This is a genomic window from Paenibacillus macerans (assembly GCF_050565405.1).
GTDB classification, from domain to species: domain Bacteria; phylum Bacillota; class Bacilli; order Paenibacillales; family Paenibacillaceae; genus Fontibacillus; species Fontibacillus macerans_B.
The window spans coordinates 19473-34113 of the sequence record NZ_JBNYYG010000019.1; the positions used below are offsets into that span (position 1 = coordinate 19473).

The 14641-nt window shown below is 54.9% G+C and carries 6 protein-coding genes; all 6 read right to left on the bottom strand.

Annotation, left to right across the window (positions count from 1 at the left end; genetic code table 11):
• Positions 1-16 precede the first annotated feature (16 nt).
• A complete protein-coding gene (locus tag ACQ4N8_RS13485; RefSeq protein ID WP_430704892.1) occupies positions 17-4306 on the bottom strand; it encodes a PA14 domain-containing protein in 4290 nt (1429 codons plus the stop codon).
• A 491-nt stretch (positions 4307-4797) separates the two neighbouring features.
• Entirely contained in the window at positions 4798-5256 is a 459-nt protein-coding gene (locus ACQ4N8_RS13490; protein ID WP_430704949.1) for a HEAT repeat domain-containing protein, read from the bottom strand.
• A 53-nt stretch (positions 5257-5309) separates the two neighbouring features.
• The gene (locus tag ACQ4N8_RS13495) at positions 5310-5480 is read right to left on the bottom strand and encodes a DUF3934 family protein (protein WP_430704893.1); all 171 of its coding nucleotides are present in this window, start codon (positions 5478-5480) and stop codon (positions 5310-5312) included.
• Positions 5481-5510: 30 nt separating this feature from the next.
• The gene (locus tag ACQ4N8_RS13500) at positions 5511-6773 is read right to left on the bottom strand and encodes a DEAD/DEAH box helicase (protein ID WP_430704894.1); all 1263 of its coding nucleotides are present in this window, start codon (positions 6771-6773) and stop codon (positions 5511-5513) included.
• Between the two features lie 323 nt (positions 6774-7096).
• Positions 7097-13603, bottom strand: a complete 6507-nt coding sequence (locus ACQ4N8_RS13505) for an S-layer homology domain-containing protein (RefSeq protein WP_430704895.1) — start codon at positions 13601-13603, stop codon at positions 7097-7099.
• Between the two features lie 328 nt (positions 13604-13931).
• The gene (locus ACQ4N8_RS13510; protein ID WP_430704896.1) at positions 13932-14480 is read right to left on the bottom strand and encodes a GNAT family N-acetyltransferase; all 549 of its coding nucleotides are present in this window, start codon (positions 14478-14480) and stop codon (positions 13932-13934) included.
• Positions 14481-14641 lie beyond the last annotated feature (161 nt).

Consider the following 14641-nt stretch of genomic DNA (forward strand, 5'->3'; position numbering starts at 1 on the left):
CCCTTCTTTCTATCCATTACTGGAGCACCAGCGGTCTCGACAGATAAACCGGCACGTTCGGATCGCTGTTGAACCGGTCCATGACGAACACCTTCACCTTGTAATTCGCTCCGCTGACATTAAAGTATTGGGAAACCTGCAGCTGATCCGGCTTGACCGGAATCGCATTGATCAAAACCGGCGTATTGCCGTTCATCAGTTGGAACACGACGTTCGCCTCGCCGCCGTTAACATCCAGTTGTTTTACCGTGACGTCGACCTTCAATTTCCCGTCGCGGGTCAACTTGCCGGAAAGCGAATAAAGGTCGTTCGTAAACGCTTGGTCCGACGGTAGCGGCACCCCCGCTTCGATGCCCGGGACGGCGTTCGCTTTCACGCGTACGCTGATCCGGCCGGCCGGATATTCGCCGGTCCCGATCGGTTGCGGGTTCGCCGTAACCGGCTGCCAGGTTGCCCCGCCGTCCACGCTGTACTCGTAATCCGCCGGGTTATCGAAGCCCGGGGCATGGGTCCAGCCGAACGTATTGGCCCCGTCATCAACGACCGGACCTACCGGCGATGCTGCGGCGTTTCCTTCCGCTTTCACGGTCACGGCCTCCGAGTTGTCCCGTTTGTCGACGGCTGTAACGGCAAATTCATATACGGACGAAGGGTCGGCCTCATCGACGATATACTGGTACATGTTCTTGCCTTCTTCGGCCGGAACGTAGACGCTCCAGTTCATGCCCAGCTTGCCGTTCGCCTCATAGATGCGATAGCCTCTGATCCCGTCTTCCGCACTGCCGTTCTCCGGTTTGGTCCAGGTGAGCGCCCATTTTCCGTTTCCGGTTTTGCCGGCGCTCAGATTTCTGACCGGATCCGGCTTGTCGTCCGTCCGCACGATCGTGTAAGCGTCAAACGGGTTTTGCTCGCCCGAGCGGTACGATTCGATCGTAAAGCTGTCCTTCGTCATGCGGATGCCGGAGTAAATCGGTGTTTTCCGCTGCTCGTAAACGGCGGCATAATATTTGTCGATGTTATTGTTCACGTCGTAGTATTTCGTCCCTGCCGAGTTATTGACGATATACATCGTGCCATCTGGATTCAGCGGGTTCCCGTTATCGTCCAGCTCCGGATTCTTGATCGGCGTATCGTCGTACATTTGGTAGGAACGCATGTAAGTATGGTCATGCCCCTGCAGGACGATGTCGATCCCAAGCTCATCGAACACGGGGTAAAGCATGTCCCGCAGTTCAAAAATTTCGCTGTCGGCGGAATGTCCGCCTACGGAATAAATCGCTTTGTGGAAGGCTACGACCTTCCACTTCTTGTCCGTCTGGGCCACTTCCCGTTTCAGCCATTCGATCTGCTGCTTGAACGCTTCCCGCTGCCGATTGTCCCAGCCCATGTCCATCGTATTCAGCACCATGAAATGGGCGTCGCCGTAATCGAACGAATAGACGCTGCCCGGCGGAAGCGGGTCGTCGATGGAATCGTTCGGGTAATAAAAATGATAATAGTAGTTGTCGTTATAAGGTCCTTCATGGTTTCCGACGGCCGCCATGATCGGAAGATGCATCAGCATGTCCTGGGGCTTGCCGAAATAATCGAGCCATTGGCTTTCCAGCGCCCCGGCATCCACCTGGTCGCCGGTCATGATCATGAACTTCGATTTCGGATAATGATCCAAAGCTTGACCGAGCGTGTCAGCCCAGACCTCGTAATCATGCGTATTCGCACCTTGCGAGTCCGTCAGGTACAGGAACTCGTAATTCGGTTCTTGGGCCCCTTCGGTCGTAAACGTCCCCGTCTGGCTCCAATTCCCGTCGCTGCCAACCCGGTACTGGTACGCAGTTCCCGGCAGCAAGCCCTGCGCCAACACTTTATGGCTAATGAAGGAGCCGTTGGTCGTGTTGGTGATTTTCAAATTCAGAATCCGCGTATCCTCCGGTTTTCCCACGAAACGCATGACCCCCGGGGAATCGAAGCCTTGTCCGGCCGGCACGATATCCACAATGCTGTCCGTGGCGCCCGCCGGAGCGTTCTCCGGTTTGTCGTAATTCGTGTACCAGGCGAAAGAACGTTTCGTTTGGGGATCCTTGTAAAAAGACATCGCAATCGCAATCGGCGCATAATTCCCCGCCCGGTTCTCCGGGCTGAACGCAAAGCTGCCCACGGCACGGCCGTCTGCGGCATATCTCAGCCCGCCTTGACCGTCGTACGTCACGTTGACGATTTCATTGGACCTGACTGCCTCGGACAGTTTCAGCTTCAACACGGAACTGTCCGTGCCAAGCTCTGCGCTTTGCGCCGCGACCGTCCGCCCGCCGGACGTCACGCTCAAGCGATCCTTCAAGCCGGCCGGCAAGTCGTCCAGCTCCGCCGCCATACTCAGTGATACTTCCAAGCCGTTCACGGCCACGCTGCCCGCGATCGGCCCGCTGTAGTCTTCCGGCAAATAGAACGCGGAAGCGGGGACGATATCCTTCGCCAGACTTGGCGTCGACCATCGCAAATACAAATTGGAGCCGCCCTTATCCTCGAAGTATTCCACTTTGAAGTTGTACTTTTGGCCGCCCTGCAGCGTAATCGGGGCGCTGGTCTGCTCCTTGTCCCAATCGTTTACCCAGTGGTCGATGACCGGTTGATCGTCGATCCAAAGCCGGAATCCGTTGTCGCCGATCATGTAGAACGTGTAGTCGCCGGTTTCCGGTGCCATGATCCGCCCGGTCCAGCGGGCATTGGCATGGTCCTGGCTACCGGTCCGGCTTTGCAGCACCGGATCCAGATTCGTAAAGTTGATTTGCGAATCCACTGTGGTCGCTTTAAGCTCGCCAAAGCCAAACTCGCCGGTCCCCGTATAATATTGGGCGAGCAACCCCTGATCGTTGCCGGTCACCGGAGGCCCTGCCGTATCTCCCTTGAGATCCAGGTCAAAGTACAGGTCGGAGCTGGTGGCGCTATCCTGATGCACTTCGACAGCCAGCACGTTGGTGCCATTCACCAGCAGGGACGGGTCGATGGTAAACGGATACTCCTCCCGCGGGTCTGCGACGTTGCCGGAAGCCCGGGTCGTATACGTAATCGTCCCACTCGGCATATTCGTCCGGAAGACCTCCTCCCCGTTCAAATAAACCACCGCGCCGTCGTCGCGGATCAGTGTCGCCGCCAGCTCCCGGATCGCCGACGCATCCGCCACTTCGAAGGTTTTGCGGAAATAAGTCGTGATATATTTATTGCCGGAATCCGGCCCGTAGCTAATCACGGTAGCCGGCGGATTGGGTTTGCCGTTGCTGGCATAACCCAGCGAAGCAGGCGCTTGTTTCCAGCCGCTAACGTCAAAACCGTTGTCCCGCCAGGCCGTCCCCTGATCCGTGCCGTCGTCGAGATACTTCCACTCGCTGCCTCGCGGAATCAAAGCTGAAGGATCCGCAAGCGCCGCCGCGGCCGGGCCTGCGACCGTCACCAGCGCGGACGCCTTGTAGCCGCCGTCCGTCGTCGTTGCCGTGATGCCCGTGGTGCCGGCTCCAACGGCCGTGACCAAGCCGTCCGGGCTGACGGTTGCGACCCCGGAATCATCGCTTGTCCAGGCATAGGTTGCATCCGTCGCATTCGCCGGTGCGACTTCCGCCTTCAACTGCGCCGTCTCGCCGATCGTCAGCTCCAGGCTGGGCTTGTCCAGCGTAATGCCGGTGACCGGGACGAGCTCCGGATCCGTTGACGGACCGGTTTCCGGCTCGGCATCCGATGGGGTTGCCAAAGTACCGTAGGCTTCAAATTCGTAGATATTGGCCTGATAATTCCCGTTTGCATTCGCTTCCCCCGGATCGGTGATGTTCAGCTTGAAGAAGCGTGCCGTTACCGGGACATCCAATTCATGCGCCGATGTGCCGTACGTATTGTCCGTTACCGTTACCGCAGGCGTCCAGCTCACGTCGTCCAGGCTTGTTTCAATGGTAAAGGCCCGGGTGTTCCCCGAATCCGGCTCTCCCGCCGCGCCTGCATGGGCCAGCACGAACCGGTGCACGGTTGCTTCGGCCCCGGCGTCGACTTTCAGCCAATAAGGGTTGGGCTCGCCGGGCGGCTGCGAATCCCCTTCATACGCCCATTTGCTGCCTCCGAGATTTCCGTCAATCGCTTTGGCCGCAGCAAATTCATCGGAAATCTCCCCGTTTGCCGTGGCTGTTGCCCCGGCACCGGCAAACACATTAACATCCCCGGACTCCGCCTTTGCCGGCAGGACCGGGATATACCCCGCCGAGAACAACGAGGTTAATAGCACGACGATGGCAAGCAACCGGCTTGTCAGCGTGATTCTTTTCTTCACTCCCTATTTCCCTCCTCAATAAAGTATCGATGATTTAAGCAATAATACGTGTTCACCCCATTTCATTCAATTCATGCACCGTAAAGAGGACATTAAATTTCTGTAAAGCCCTTCGGCAAACCGGCCCGCTTCCCGGGATGTGTTACCCATTTGCGGCTAGTCAATAATTCCGCCGCTTCTTATATCTGTAAGTAAAGGGGCGTGATTGGATGAAACCGCGGGTGTCCCGGCGAAACGCCGAACGTATTGGATTTTGCCGAAGCCGCAAGGAGGTAAGCGCTTTCGAAATCATCGGATGTTACAGGGCAAGTCAGCCTGACGGAATGTCCTTCTTTACGGTTAAATCTATGTAAAATACGGCGCACTATTTCCTAAATTAGGGTCTTCTAATCTTCGATGATATGAACTTTAGGACGCAAAAAAGCCGGAAATTCCAAAGAATCTCCGGCTGGCGTGAATCCGTAAACGATCCATTCGCGTTATTGTCAGTTTTATCGTTTCATTCTTCTGTCGGTCGATAACGAAGCCCACTTGTCCTTTAGCCAAGGGCCGAACTCTTCGCCTTTTGCTCCTTCGTACGTATCGTATACGTCGATTCTCATCTTCTTTAATTTTTCCTCGAATTGTTCAAACGTATGTCCCTCGGGCAAGCTCTTCTTGATTCTTACCAGCATTTTGGTGAGTCCCTTAAACAGCTCGTCTGTCCGCTTCGGGGGCATTTGAACCCCAAGGCCGAATTGGATCAACTTCCGGTAAGCAGCCGCTTGAATCCCATGTACCGCATCATGATTCATGATATGGGTCAGGATTTCGATCGATTGCTCCGTCTCGTGCTGCCCCAAAACCTCGACGGCTTGCAGCCGCTCCCGCCAATTCGACGTACGATTGGCCGCCTTTCTTAATTCCTTGTAATCGGGATTCGATTCCATGTCTTGCCGTTCCATATTCATATTCATCTTTACGAGTTCCGCTCCTTTGGCTTCATTCCGGGCCGGCCTGTTCATCATTCAGGTTTGGTGGCCTGATCGATTCCCGCCGATGCGCCATGCCCCTTTTTGTCGGCTTTGCTGGTATAAGGCTTAGGAGCGTTTTTTGCTCTTCTCGCACTCGCCTGCCAGCGGTTCCATCCTTTTTTGTCCGTTCCTCTGCCCGTGCCGCCTTTGCCTTTGGCCATGTCATCACTCCGCTACAGTTGTTGTGCCGATTATCCCTTTACTTTTACCTTTTCCTTTACCCTTGCGTTTGCATTTTCCTTTCCCCTCGCCTTTTCCTTGGCCTTGTTTCTAGGTTCCCGTGCGGGCGGAGCCTCTTTCGGGGCGGGTGCCGTCTGGGTCATAGGGTAAGGATGGTCCTTGATTACGTTGATTCGTTTCCCGATCAATTTTTCGATATCGGCCAAATAGGGCTTCTCATCGAAATCGCACAAGGAAATCGCCACGCCGCTTTGCCCCGCCCGTCCCGTTCGACCGATCCGATGGACGTAGGTTTCGGGAATATTCGGCAGCTCGTAGTTGATCACGTGCGACAGCTCGTCGATGTCGATGCCTCTCGCCGCGATATCGGTAGCGACCAAAATCCGCAGCGATTTATTCTTGAAGTTATTGAGGGCCGCTTGCCGGGCATTTTGCGATTTATCGCCATGAATCGCCGCTGCGCTCACTTTGACCTTGGTCAAGTGGCGTACCAGCCGGTCCGCCCCATGCTTGGTTCGGGTAAACACGATCGCGGACGCAATGGACTTATCCTTTAAAATGTGCAGCAACAGGTCCTTTTTATTTACCTTATCCACGAAATACAGATTTTGTTGAATCGTATTCACGGTAGAAGAAACCGGAGTGATCGCCACTTTGACGGGATTCACCAAAATCGAGTTGGCCATTTGGGCGATCGCGTCCGGCATGGTCGCCGAAAACAGCAAGGTTTGCTTCTTGGGCGGCGTTTTGGCAATGATCTTCTTGACGTCGTGGATAAATCCCATATCCAGCATGCGGTCCGCTTCGTCAAGGATGAGAATTTGCAGGAACTTCAAATCGACCAGCTTCTGATTGATCAGATCATTAAGACGGCCGGGCGTTGCCACCAGAATATCCACGCCTTTCTGCAGCGCGGTTTCCTGCGACTTTTGCGATACGCCTCCGAAAATGACGGCACTGCTAAGCTTGGTGTGCTTCCCGTAAGCGCAAAAATTCTCGTGGATTTGCAGCGCCAATTCTCTCGTCGGCGTGATGACCAGCGCGCGAATCTTCCGCCGGCCCGTCTGCGGGACGCTGGTTTCGTTCAGCAATTGCAGCGTCGGTATGGCAAACGCGGCGGTTTTCCCCGTCCCGGTCTGCGCGCAACCCAGCAGATCCCTCCCGCTTAGGATGGGGGGAATCGCTTTTTCCTGGATGGCTGTAGGCGTTGTATAGTTTTCATGGTCGAGTGCCTTTAAAATAGAAGGGATAATGTTCAGTTCTTTAAATTGCATGTTTACTCCTTACTTCGATATGTTATTTTCGGTTTACCGAATCGTAGTTCAAGTGCATCATATCAGTATAACATAATTTTGAGGCATCCTTCAAATTAAGCAAAAAAGAACCGTTCCGAATTCGAACGATTCTCTTCGCATGGGATGCTGGCCGTCGGGACGGTCACATCCAGCATCAGATAAATCCCGCGATTAACAACACCGTTATAAGATTCAAGAATTGTGTTCTTTGATTAAGAGGTTATTTCGGAAACCGGCGAAATCAGGAAAGGAGGGCATGAAAAAAGCCGCCGAACAGGTCAGCGGCTTTCATATAGCGCTTGTTAATAATCGATCAATTCCGATTTTTGCAGCAATCTTCGTACCATAACCGCCGCCTGCGCTCTCGTTACGGCTTCTTGCGGAGCGAGCTTCCCGCCGTCCAATCCCGTTACGATCCCCGACTTTACGGCCACTGCCGCGGCTTCTTTCGCCCAACCGGCCATTTGCGCAGCGTCGCCAAAGGCTGCCAACACTTCGTCCGCCGCACCGGCTCCGGTTCCGGCAAGGTCCGCTTCCAGTCCGGCGATGCTCATCGCTCTGGCGATCATCGCCATCGCCTGCTCGCGAGAGACCGGCTCCATAGGCCGGAAGCTGCCGTGCTCATCTCCGGTAAGAAGCCCCTGCTCATAAGCGATGGATACCTCGTCATAATACCAGGCACCCCCGGTTACATCACGAAATATATTCTTCTCTGTGCCGCTTCCCGTCAAGCCTAAGCCTCTCACGATGACGGCGGCAAGCTCGGCTCTCGTTACCTGTTTGTCCGGGGCAAACTTGCCGCCGCCAACCCCGTTGACAATCAGCCTGGAACCCAAGTCTTCAACGGCTTCGCGCGACCAGTGGTTTCCGGTGTCCGTATACGACGCGGAATTTCCGAGCAAAACGAAGGTGCCGTTCGACATACTGCTGATTCTCGCATAATTCTGTCCATCCTCGGCGGTAACTGCGGTAGGCATCGGAGAAAAATCGCCGTCTCCGCCCCATACTGCGCCAGTCACGGCCATAGTGGATATATCCCCCTCAGTCAATGCCATCGTTCTCTCGACATAGCCGCCAAACCGGTCAAGCTCTGCCATAGTATCGCCATTGATGTAGGTCACTGCAAATCCGATCGGTTCCGCAAGCAAACGGTAGCCGGCGGCCCTTGCCGTTTCTTCAATCCGGGCTGACGTTTCCCCGGGTACTTTGGATAGTTTGATATTGACCACGGTGTCAGGCAATCCGGCTGCAGAGCCTAATTGCGGCAGCATCCGGTCCTGGCCGAGCCGGGTGGCCGGAAGCAGATAAACCATTCCCGCCGTCTTAATTTCCAGCGCGGATGCCCTTGCCTCCATGCTCTTAACGGCTTGGCCGCTCATTTGCACATCCACGACAGCCCAAGCCGCATCGAGCTGTACGGTTACCTTGGCCTGATCGCCCTCCTGCTTAAGCCGGTTTTCGATAGCTTCGGTATCAAGGGCAACGGTCATCACCGTTTTGCCATCGAGTTGGGCCGTTGTATAGGTTGCCGCGGCGTCTTCCTCACTTCCATTGACGAAGAGCCGCACTCCATTCGTCCCGGTTTCGGGAGCTTTGGTAGTCACCGGGCTTCCCGGCGAATTCCCGCTTGGCGTACCTCCACCCGAACCACCGCCTATAGAACTATGTGGGGTCACCGCATTGGACGGTGCCGACTCCGGTCCGCTGCCGGCGCGGTTGACCGCCTTCACGGTAAAGGTATACTCCGTACCGTTCCGCAAGCCGGCGATGGTTATCGTTGTTCCATTCCCCGTAGCGGTTATTCCTCCAGGGCTGGCGGTCACGATATAACCGGTAATCAGGCTGCCGCCGTCATCCGCAGGCGCGGTAAAGCTAACGGTCGCTTTGCCGCTGCCCGCCCAAGCCGTGACCGCCGTCGGAGCTCCGGGCACGGTAGCCGGGGCCGCGCTCACTTCGTTCGAGTACGGACCTTCTCCCTCGGCGTAGATGGCTTTTACGGCAAAATAGTAGGTTACCCCGTTGGTCAATCCGATTGCCCGATAACGGTCTACGGTAGCGGGAACCGTATCGACCGCCGCCGGTTGGACGCCTGTTGCCGTTTCACCCGCAGGCCCAGGCTCTGCATAGACCGCACTGCTCACCGTATCTGCCGCCGGTTCAAGGAGGAGCGGCCCGGCCTCAAGCATCAGTTCGTTTTCAAACGGCTGATCGCCGTAAACCGAGGTGCTGACCGTTCCCACGATCGGCCCGGAGCTTACGAATATTTTATAGCCCGTCGCATCCGCAACCGGAGCCCAGCCAATCTCCACCTGTCCGTCCCCGGGAACGACCGACGTAATGACCGGCGCGGCCGGATCGGTCGGCACTTGATCGTATTCCGGCGTCCGGACGCGGGCGATTGCTGTGCGGTAAACCTCTCCCCGCTCATCCGCAATGTTCGCGTACCACTGATACTCCGTATCCGGAGTCAAGCCCTCCCACACCTGATCGACTTGTCCCGACACCCGCTCCCGCTTGCCGATGCTGCGGTCGGTGTAAACGTCCACCCGGATATTTTCCGTCTTCAGCGTCTTGAGCTCCGTATTGAACGGCACGTCCAGCTCATATATGTCCTGCGAGCTGGCCGTGACGCCGATGTCATACGAATCCAGCTTGGGTTGATCGAAATAGTTAAAATCGTCCAGATACGGCGAGTAGGCGTTCATGTACACCTTGTTGTTTTCGAGATCAAAATACAGCATTTTCAGGTACTGCAATCCGCCTTCGACCGCGCCCTGATAATCGGTGCATATTTGATAGACTTTACGCTCCGCCACTCCGTCCTTGTCGTCATCGAAGCCGTCGATTTTAATGGCCGCCCCGAAATAATGCCCGTTGATGACGGCAAAAACGTTAGGATTTTTTGCCACGACCTCGTTTTGCACCAACTCGCCGGCATAGTCCAACGTCCCGCCCTGCTTCAAATAACGGTGCATGGCGATAATCGCCTTGCGTTCCGGATATTTGGCCAGCACCTCGTTCATCCAATCGACTTCCGGCTGATACACGTCCCAGCTCATATAAAGAATAATGAAGTCCTGTCCGCCGGCGGAAATCAGATCATAATGGCCCAAATTGTTCCGGTAGGAACCGCCGTAGTAGCTGTTGTGCTTATACCGTTCCTCGCCAAAATACTTCCAGTAACTGCCGTATTCCTCATTGCCCGAAGCGACGTCGTGATTCCCGGCTAGTACGCCGTTCGGCATGCCGCTATCGTCCAGGAGACGCTGGGCCGCGTCGGCGATCTTCCACTGCTCGTCCCGATCCCATTCGTCGATCAGGTCTCCGGTATTGATCGTGTATTTAATGTTCAGCCGGTCCCGTTTATCGATGATCCACCGGTTCATGTTCATGTAGTGGTCCGGCCAGCTTTCTACGTAATACTGCGGGTCGCTGATCCAGGCAAAGCTGAAATCATACCGCTCCGGCACTTCGGTTCCGTCCCATTCCGCAGGCTCGCCCGCGGCCTGGCCGGTCAACGGGGGCTCGGACACCCCCGGGCCACCCGCGAAAGGATAGCTGCCTTGGCTGCGGTTTTGCACCAGCAGCAGGGCCTGTCCCTCCTTCACGTGATCCTTCGCCTTGAACGATGCGCTCAGTCTCCCTTGTTCCGCTGCGGCAACGGGATCCCACTTGCCTTCGGCCACATTCAGCGCGAACATCTGCAGCGTGCCGGCTGCGTCGCTGCTTCCCTGCCAATCCGCCTCAATGACGCTGTCATCCGTCAACTCTCCGGTTTCGATGCGGAACAACTGATACGGCAGTTCCTTGTCGCTGGCCGAAATCAGGCTGTCCGAGCCGCCCGCGCCCAGCGGGTCGTCCCCAGCCCCGGACGTCACCCGGATATTTTTCTGTGCAAGCGAATAGGATTGCCCCTCCAGGAACTCAACGGTTACATCGGATGCCTGGTCCTCATCAAGTTGTACCGACAGAGTGGCCGCGCGGCTTTTGGTTTGCTCCACTTCGTTGATTTCAGCCAAAGGAACGCGGATATCCGCCGTAAAAACAACGGATCGCTGCGCGGTTTGCCCGGCATTATCTGTATAGGAAGCGGCTAAAGTATGCTCGCCGCTTTGCAAATACTGGCCGGAAATTTTGAAGGGAGGTTGGATGACCTCGCCATCCAGAGTCACAACCGTCTTCGTGTCGTCAATGCCGCCGGATTCGTCATAGGCTTGCGGCGCAATTTCGTCCCCGCTGCGGAGAACTTGCCCGTCCGCCACGCCCAAATCGATCTCCGGCGGCATATTGTCCACGATGATGGACACGGTTTTGGAAACAGCGCCCGCCGTTGCTTCGACAATATGCTTTCCATCCGGCAAATCCGAGGTGTTCAATACGAACCCCCGGGCCTTGATTTCCGCTTCGGGAACCGTGAAATGCACGTCCAAGGCCATGCTTCCATCGCCGATGGTATACGGTTTGGCGTACTCGATTCCGTTATCCGGGTAAACGAACAAGCCGTTTGGCAGGTACAACGCCATTTGACTCATGGCAAAAGCGGCATGATCGTCGTTCTCCTCAAAAGGACTGCCTTGCGAGCCGGAGCGAACCGTAACCGTTATTTCGTAGTCTCCGTCATCTTTTTTCACAAAATAACGGCTGTCGATCTGCGCGGCCTTCTGGTTCACGTTGGCCCAGCTCGACAGCAGCTTGATAACGTCACCCCCGACGGTTATGGCGTTTTTGTAATACGAGGTTAGATTATCGGTTTTATAGGAGAAATAAGCTCCATTCTCGATCATCGGCACTACGGTTTGCTCCCGTCCATCGAGCTTGATGCCGATCTCCCCGTCCCCGCCGCCGGCCGTAGCCGTAATCGACACCGTATCGCTGAGGATTTGGCCTTCCGACACGTTCAGCCCAATGTCTCCCGCAGCGATGCCGGGACGGATGGCAACCTCGTATTCCGGCGTATCGTAATAACGAAACGCGTTGTATGCCCGGAGGTAAAACCTCACTTTTTTATGGCCCAAAAATTCGCTGGCAGGAATCGAGGTAATGAACTGCTTGGCGATCCGTTGGCGCTTGTCCATCATGACACGGTAATTCTCTTCGTCGTCAAACTTGTAGTACGTCTCGATGGTGTTGACGCCCGTAGCCGTATCATATAAGTCGAAAGCGACATTCAGGGCTTCGCCCTCCTTGATCGATTCCGGTATTTCCTCTCTCGGCTTCAGCACCATCGTGCTTTCGTCATCCTCGTAGCCGCCGTAATGATCGAACGGCGCTCTTTCGGCGGGTACCTGCCAATCCTCGACACGGCCCGGCGTCGGCCCGCTTTCCGAATCGGCCTTGACCATGCGGATGCCGTTATCCCGGCTGTAGGTGTAATGTATGGACGTCGCCTTGGCTGTATCGTCCATTTCGTCCTCGTGATAGGTCCCGGCGACGATGAAATTTTCGTAGGTGTTTCCCAGCTTCAACGTTCTCTCATCGTTCGGGCTCATCCCGGAGTAGTTTACTTTCATGATCGATTTGTTCTCTTCCAGTTGTACGCCATAGTGCTCGTTAAACTGCTCCACGGTTTTCCCGTCGTCGTCGTTGATCCAGACCACCAGGGTGCCCCCCGGTTCCACCATTAAGGCGTTTGTATCAAACGTCCAGTATTTATAAGACAATCCGGAAGGATATTCATAAAACACATTATAATAAACGAAATTGATGGCATGATCGGCATTGTTGTAATATTCGACGTAGTTATAACCGGTATCTTCCGTTTTGAGTTCGGTCATCAATACCTGGGGCTGTTTTGCGGGGTCATAGGGGTATTCGATTTGCGCGGTTTTGTCCTCCGACTTGGCGGATTTCGTATCGTTATAAGCCTCGATGTGCCAGGTCAGCGTTTCCCCCCATAACTTGGAACGGGGCACACTCACTTCAAATTTGCCGTTGCCTTCGCTGGTCATAGAAAGTTGCTGATAACCGGTTGCTTCGTTCTGTTTGAAAAAGAGGCGCGCTTGTTGCGCGTCTTCAATGTCGGCCGATACCGCAAACGCCTCCTCAAGGCCGTAACTCTCCTTGGCGTCGATGCTGCGGATGACCGGTTCCTTTAAAACCGGAGGCGTAGTGTATTGCTCTTCCGCCACTGTTCCCGGCGTCGGGTCCGCTTTCTGCCGGTACACGGACAGGAGCGTTCCTTCCGCGGGCATCCGAAACTCGATGCTTTTCCCGTCGGCGGAATCCGTGGCCGGAGTAAAGGCGGATTCGGATACCAGGGTCCCGTCTTTTTTCTTGATGCGGAAGCTGCCGTTATATGTATTGTAGAACCCTGTGCTGGAACTCGTATTCACCCGGTAGACCGGAACATCGCCGCCGATGCCAAACGCCAAGCGGAAATCCTCCATCCCGGGCACTTGATCGGCCGAAGCATTCGTATAGCGGCTTGCCAGAAATCCCCACAATACGATGCTGCTTCTGGCCGGAATGATGATTTCCTCCGTCTCGCCGTATACGGGAAGGCTATATTCTTTATTGGCGGATTTTCGGAAATGATACAAGCCATAATCCCCCGAAAAGTTAATCGGCTTGTCAGCAGCATTGTAAATTTCCACATATTCCATGGGATCGAAGGTACTCACCCCCGTCGGAACCCACTCCGGCCGGTCGATGTCGTCGATGTAAGCTTCCGTCACGATCAACTCCGGCGAGGGAAGCGGGGCTCCGGAATTAAGCGCGGCTTCGTTGGCGCTTGCAAACCCGCCCGGTTGAAATAAACCGGAGGCCGTTAGCGCGGCAACCAAAAAACAGGCAAATATCCTCTTGAGCATTACTTATCAGATCTCCTCGAAATTGTTTGCATCAAGCTTATTTTTCGCGGAGACATTAATCTACCCGGTTTTGGTCAAATCTCCGTAAAGAGAATGTAAAACCGGGCCAAATCTATGCTAAATTCATTAAAAAAATGAAATAAAGGGGAGAGATGCAAAGGAATGTGATTAAAATTTTACGAAACAGGCATACGCCAATCCGTGAATAATAAGGACATTTAATGGCCCTATTTCTCACATCGCCCGGTTTCGGCGGGGAATAAGGGTACTTTTTTCCCTTATTCGCTGACTGGAGGCGACTCATCATCGGGATGACCGCAAAATTGCGTCAGCCAGCATAATCCTTTACATTGCACAGCCAAACCATATGATCGTGCCCCGGTCCCCAATAATCCTTACCTACGGTATACGGCTCGCCAAACTTGCGCAGCCATCTTTGCTGCGCCCGCCGGTAACCGCTGTCCAGGCAAAACCGCTTGATGCCTTGCCGGTGGAGCTGCGTCGCCAGCGCTTTGATCAGCGCCGAACCGAGGCCCTGTCCCTGGTATGAAGGCAATATGTATAAGCTTCCAAGCTCCCCGACGTCATCCAAGGCCTGGTGGGTACATTCCCGAATCTCCTTCCCGCAAGGACCAAAGGAGATCGTCCCGACCACCTCGCCTTCCGCTTTGGCGATGAGGAAACGAACGCCCGCGTTAGCCGAAGCCAGCGCCGAGTTCAACATTTTTTGCTTATGACCGATTTCTCCGTGAATTTCTTCCTCTAAATCCCCAAGCCCTTCCCGCGCAAATGCATCGGGTATGGCCAACTCGAAAACCCGGCAAACCGCCTCCCGGTCTGCTGGAACAAGCGGTGCTATAGTGATGCCGTCAATCATCGCGATCCCTCTTTTCATCGTTTTTTTCGTTCAGCTCGATAAAAATCCATGATATCCACTTCATATTGGAAAGAATTTACCGAAATAAAAGCATAGGGCCGATCCCGTGGAGAAAATGCAAACATATGTGACAACAAGCTGGAATACGCGGGTTTTACCTT

What these genes read in the sequence shown, in the direction of transcription:
- ACQ4N8_RS13490 (WP_430704949.1), bottom strand. Translation starts at nt 5,256, where the DNA reads ATGAATATGGAACGGCAAGACATGGAATCGAATCCCGATTACAAGGAA.
- ACQ4N8_RS13495 (WP_430704893.1), bottom strand. Translation starts at nt 5,480, where the DNA reads ATGGCCAAAGGCAAAGGCGGCACGGGCAGAGGAACGGACAAAAAAGGA.
- ACQ4N8_RS13500 (WP_430704894.1), bottom strand. Translation starts at nt 6,773, where the DNA reads ATGCAATTTAAAGAACTGAACATTATCCCTTCTATTTTAAAGGCACTC.
- ACQ4N8_RS13505 (WP_430704895.1), bottom strand. Translation starts at nt 13,603, where the DNA reads ATGCTCAAGAGGATATTTGCCTGTTTTTTGGTTGCCGCGCTAACGGCC.
- ACQ4N8_RS13510 (WP_430704896.1), bottom strand. Translation starts at nt 14,480, where the DNA reads ATGATTGACGGCATCACTATAGCACCGCTTGTTCCAGCAGACCGGGAG.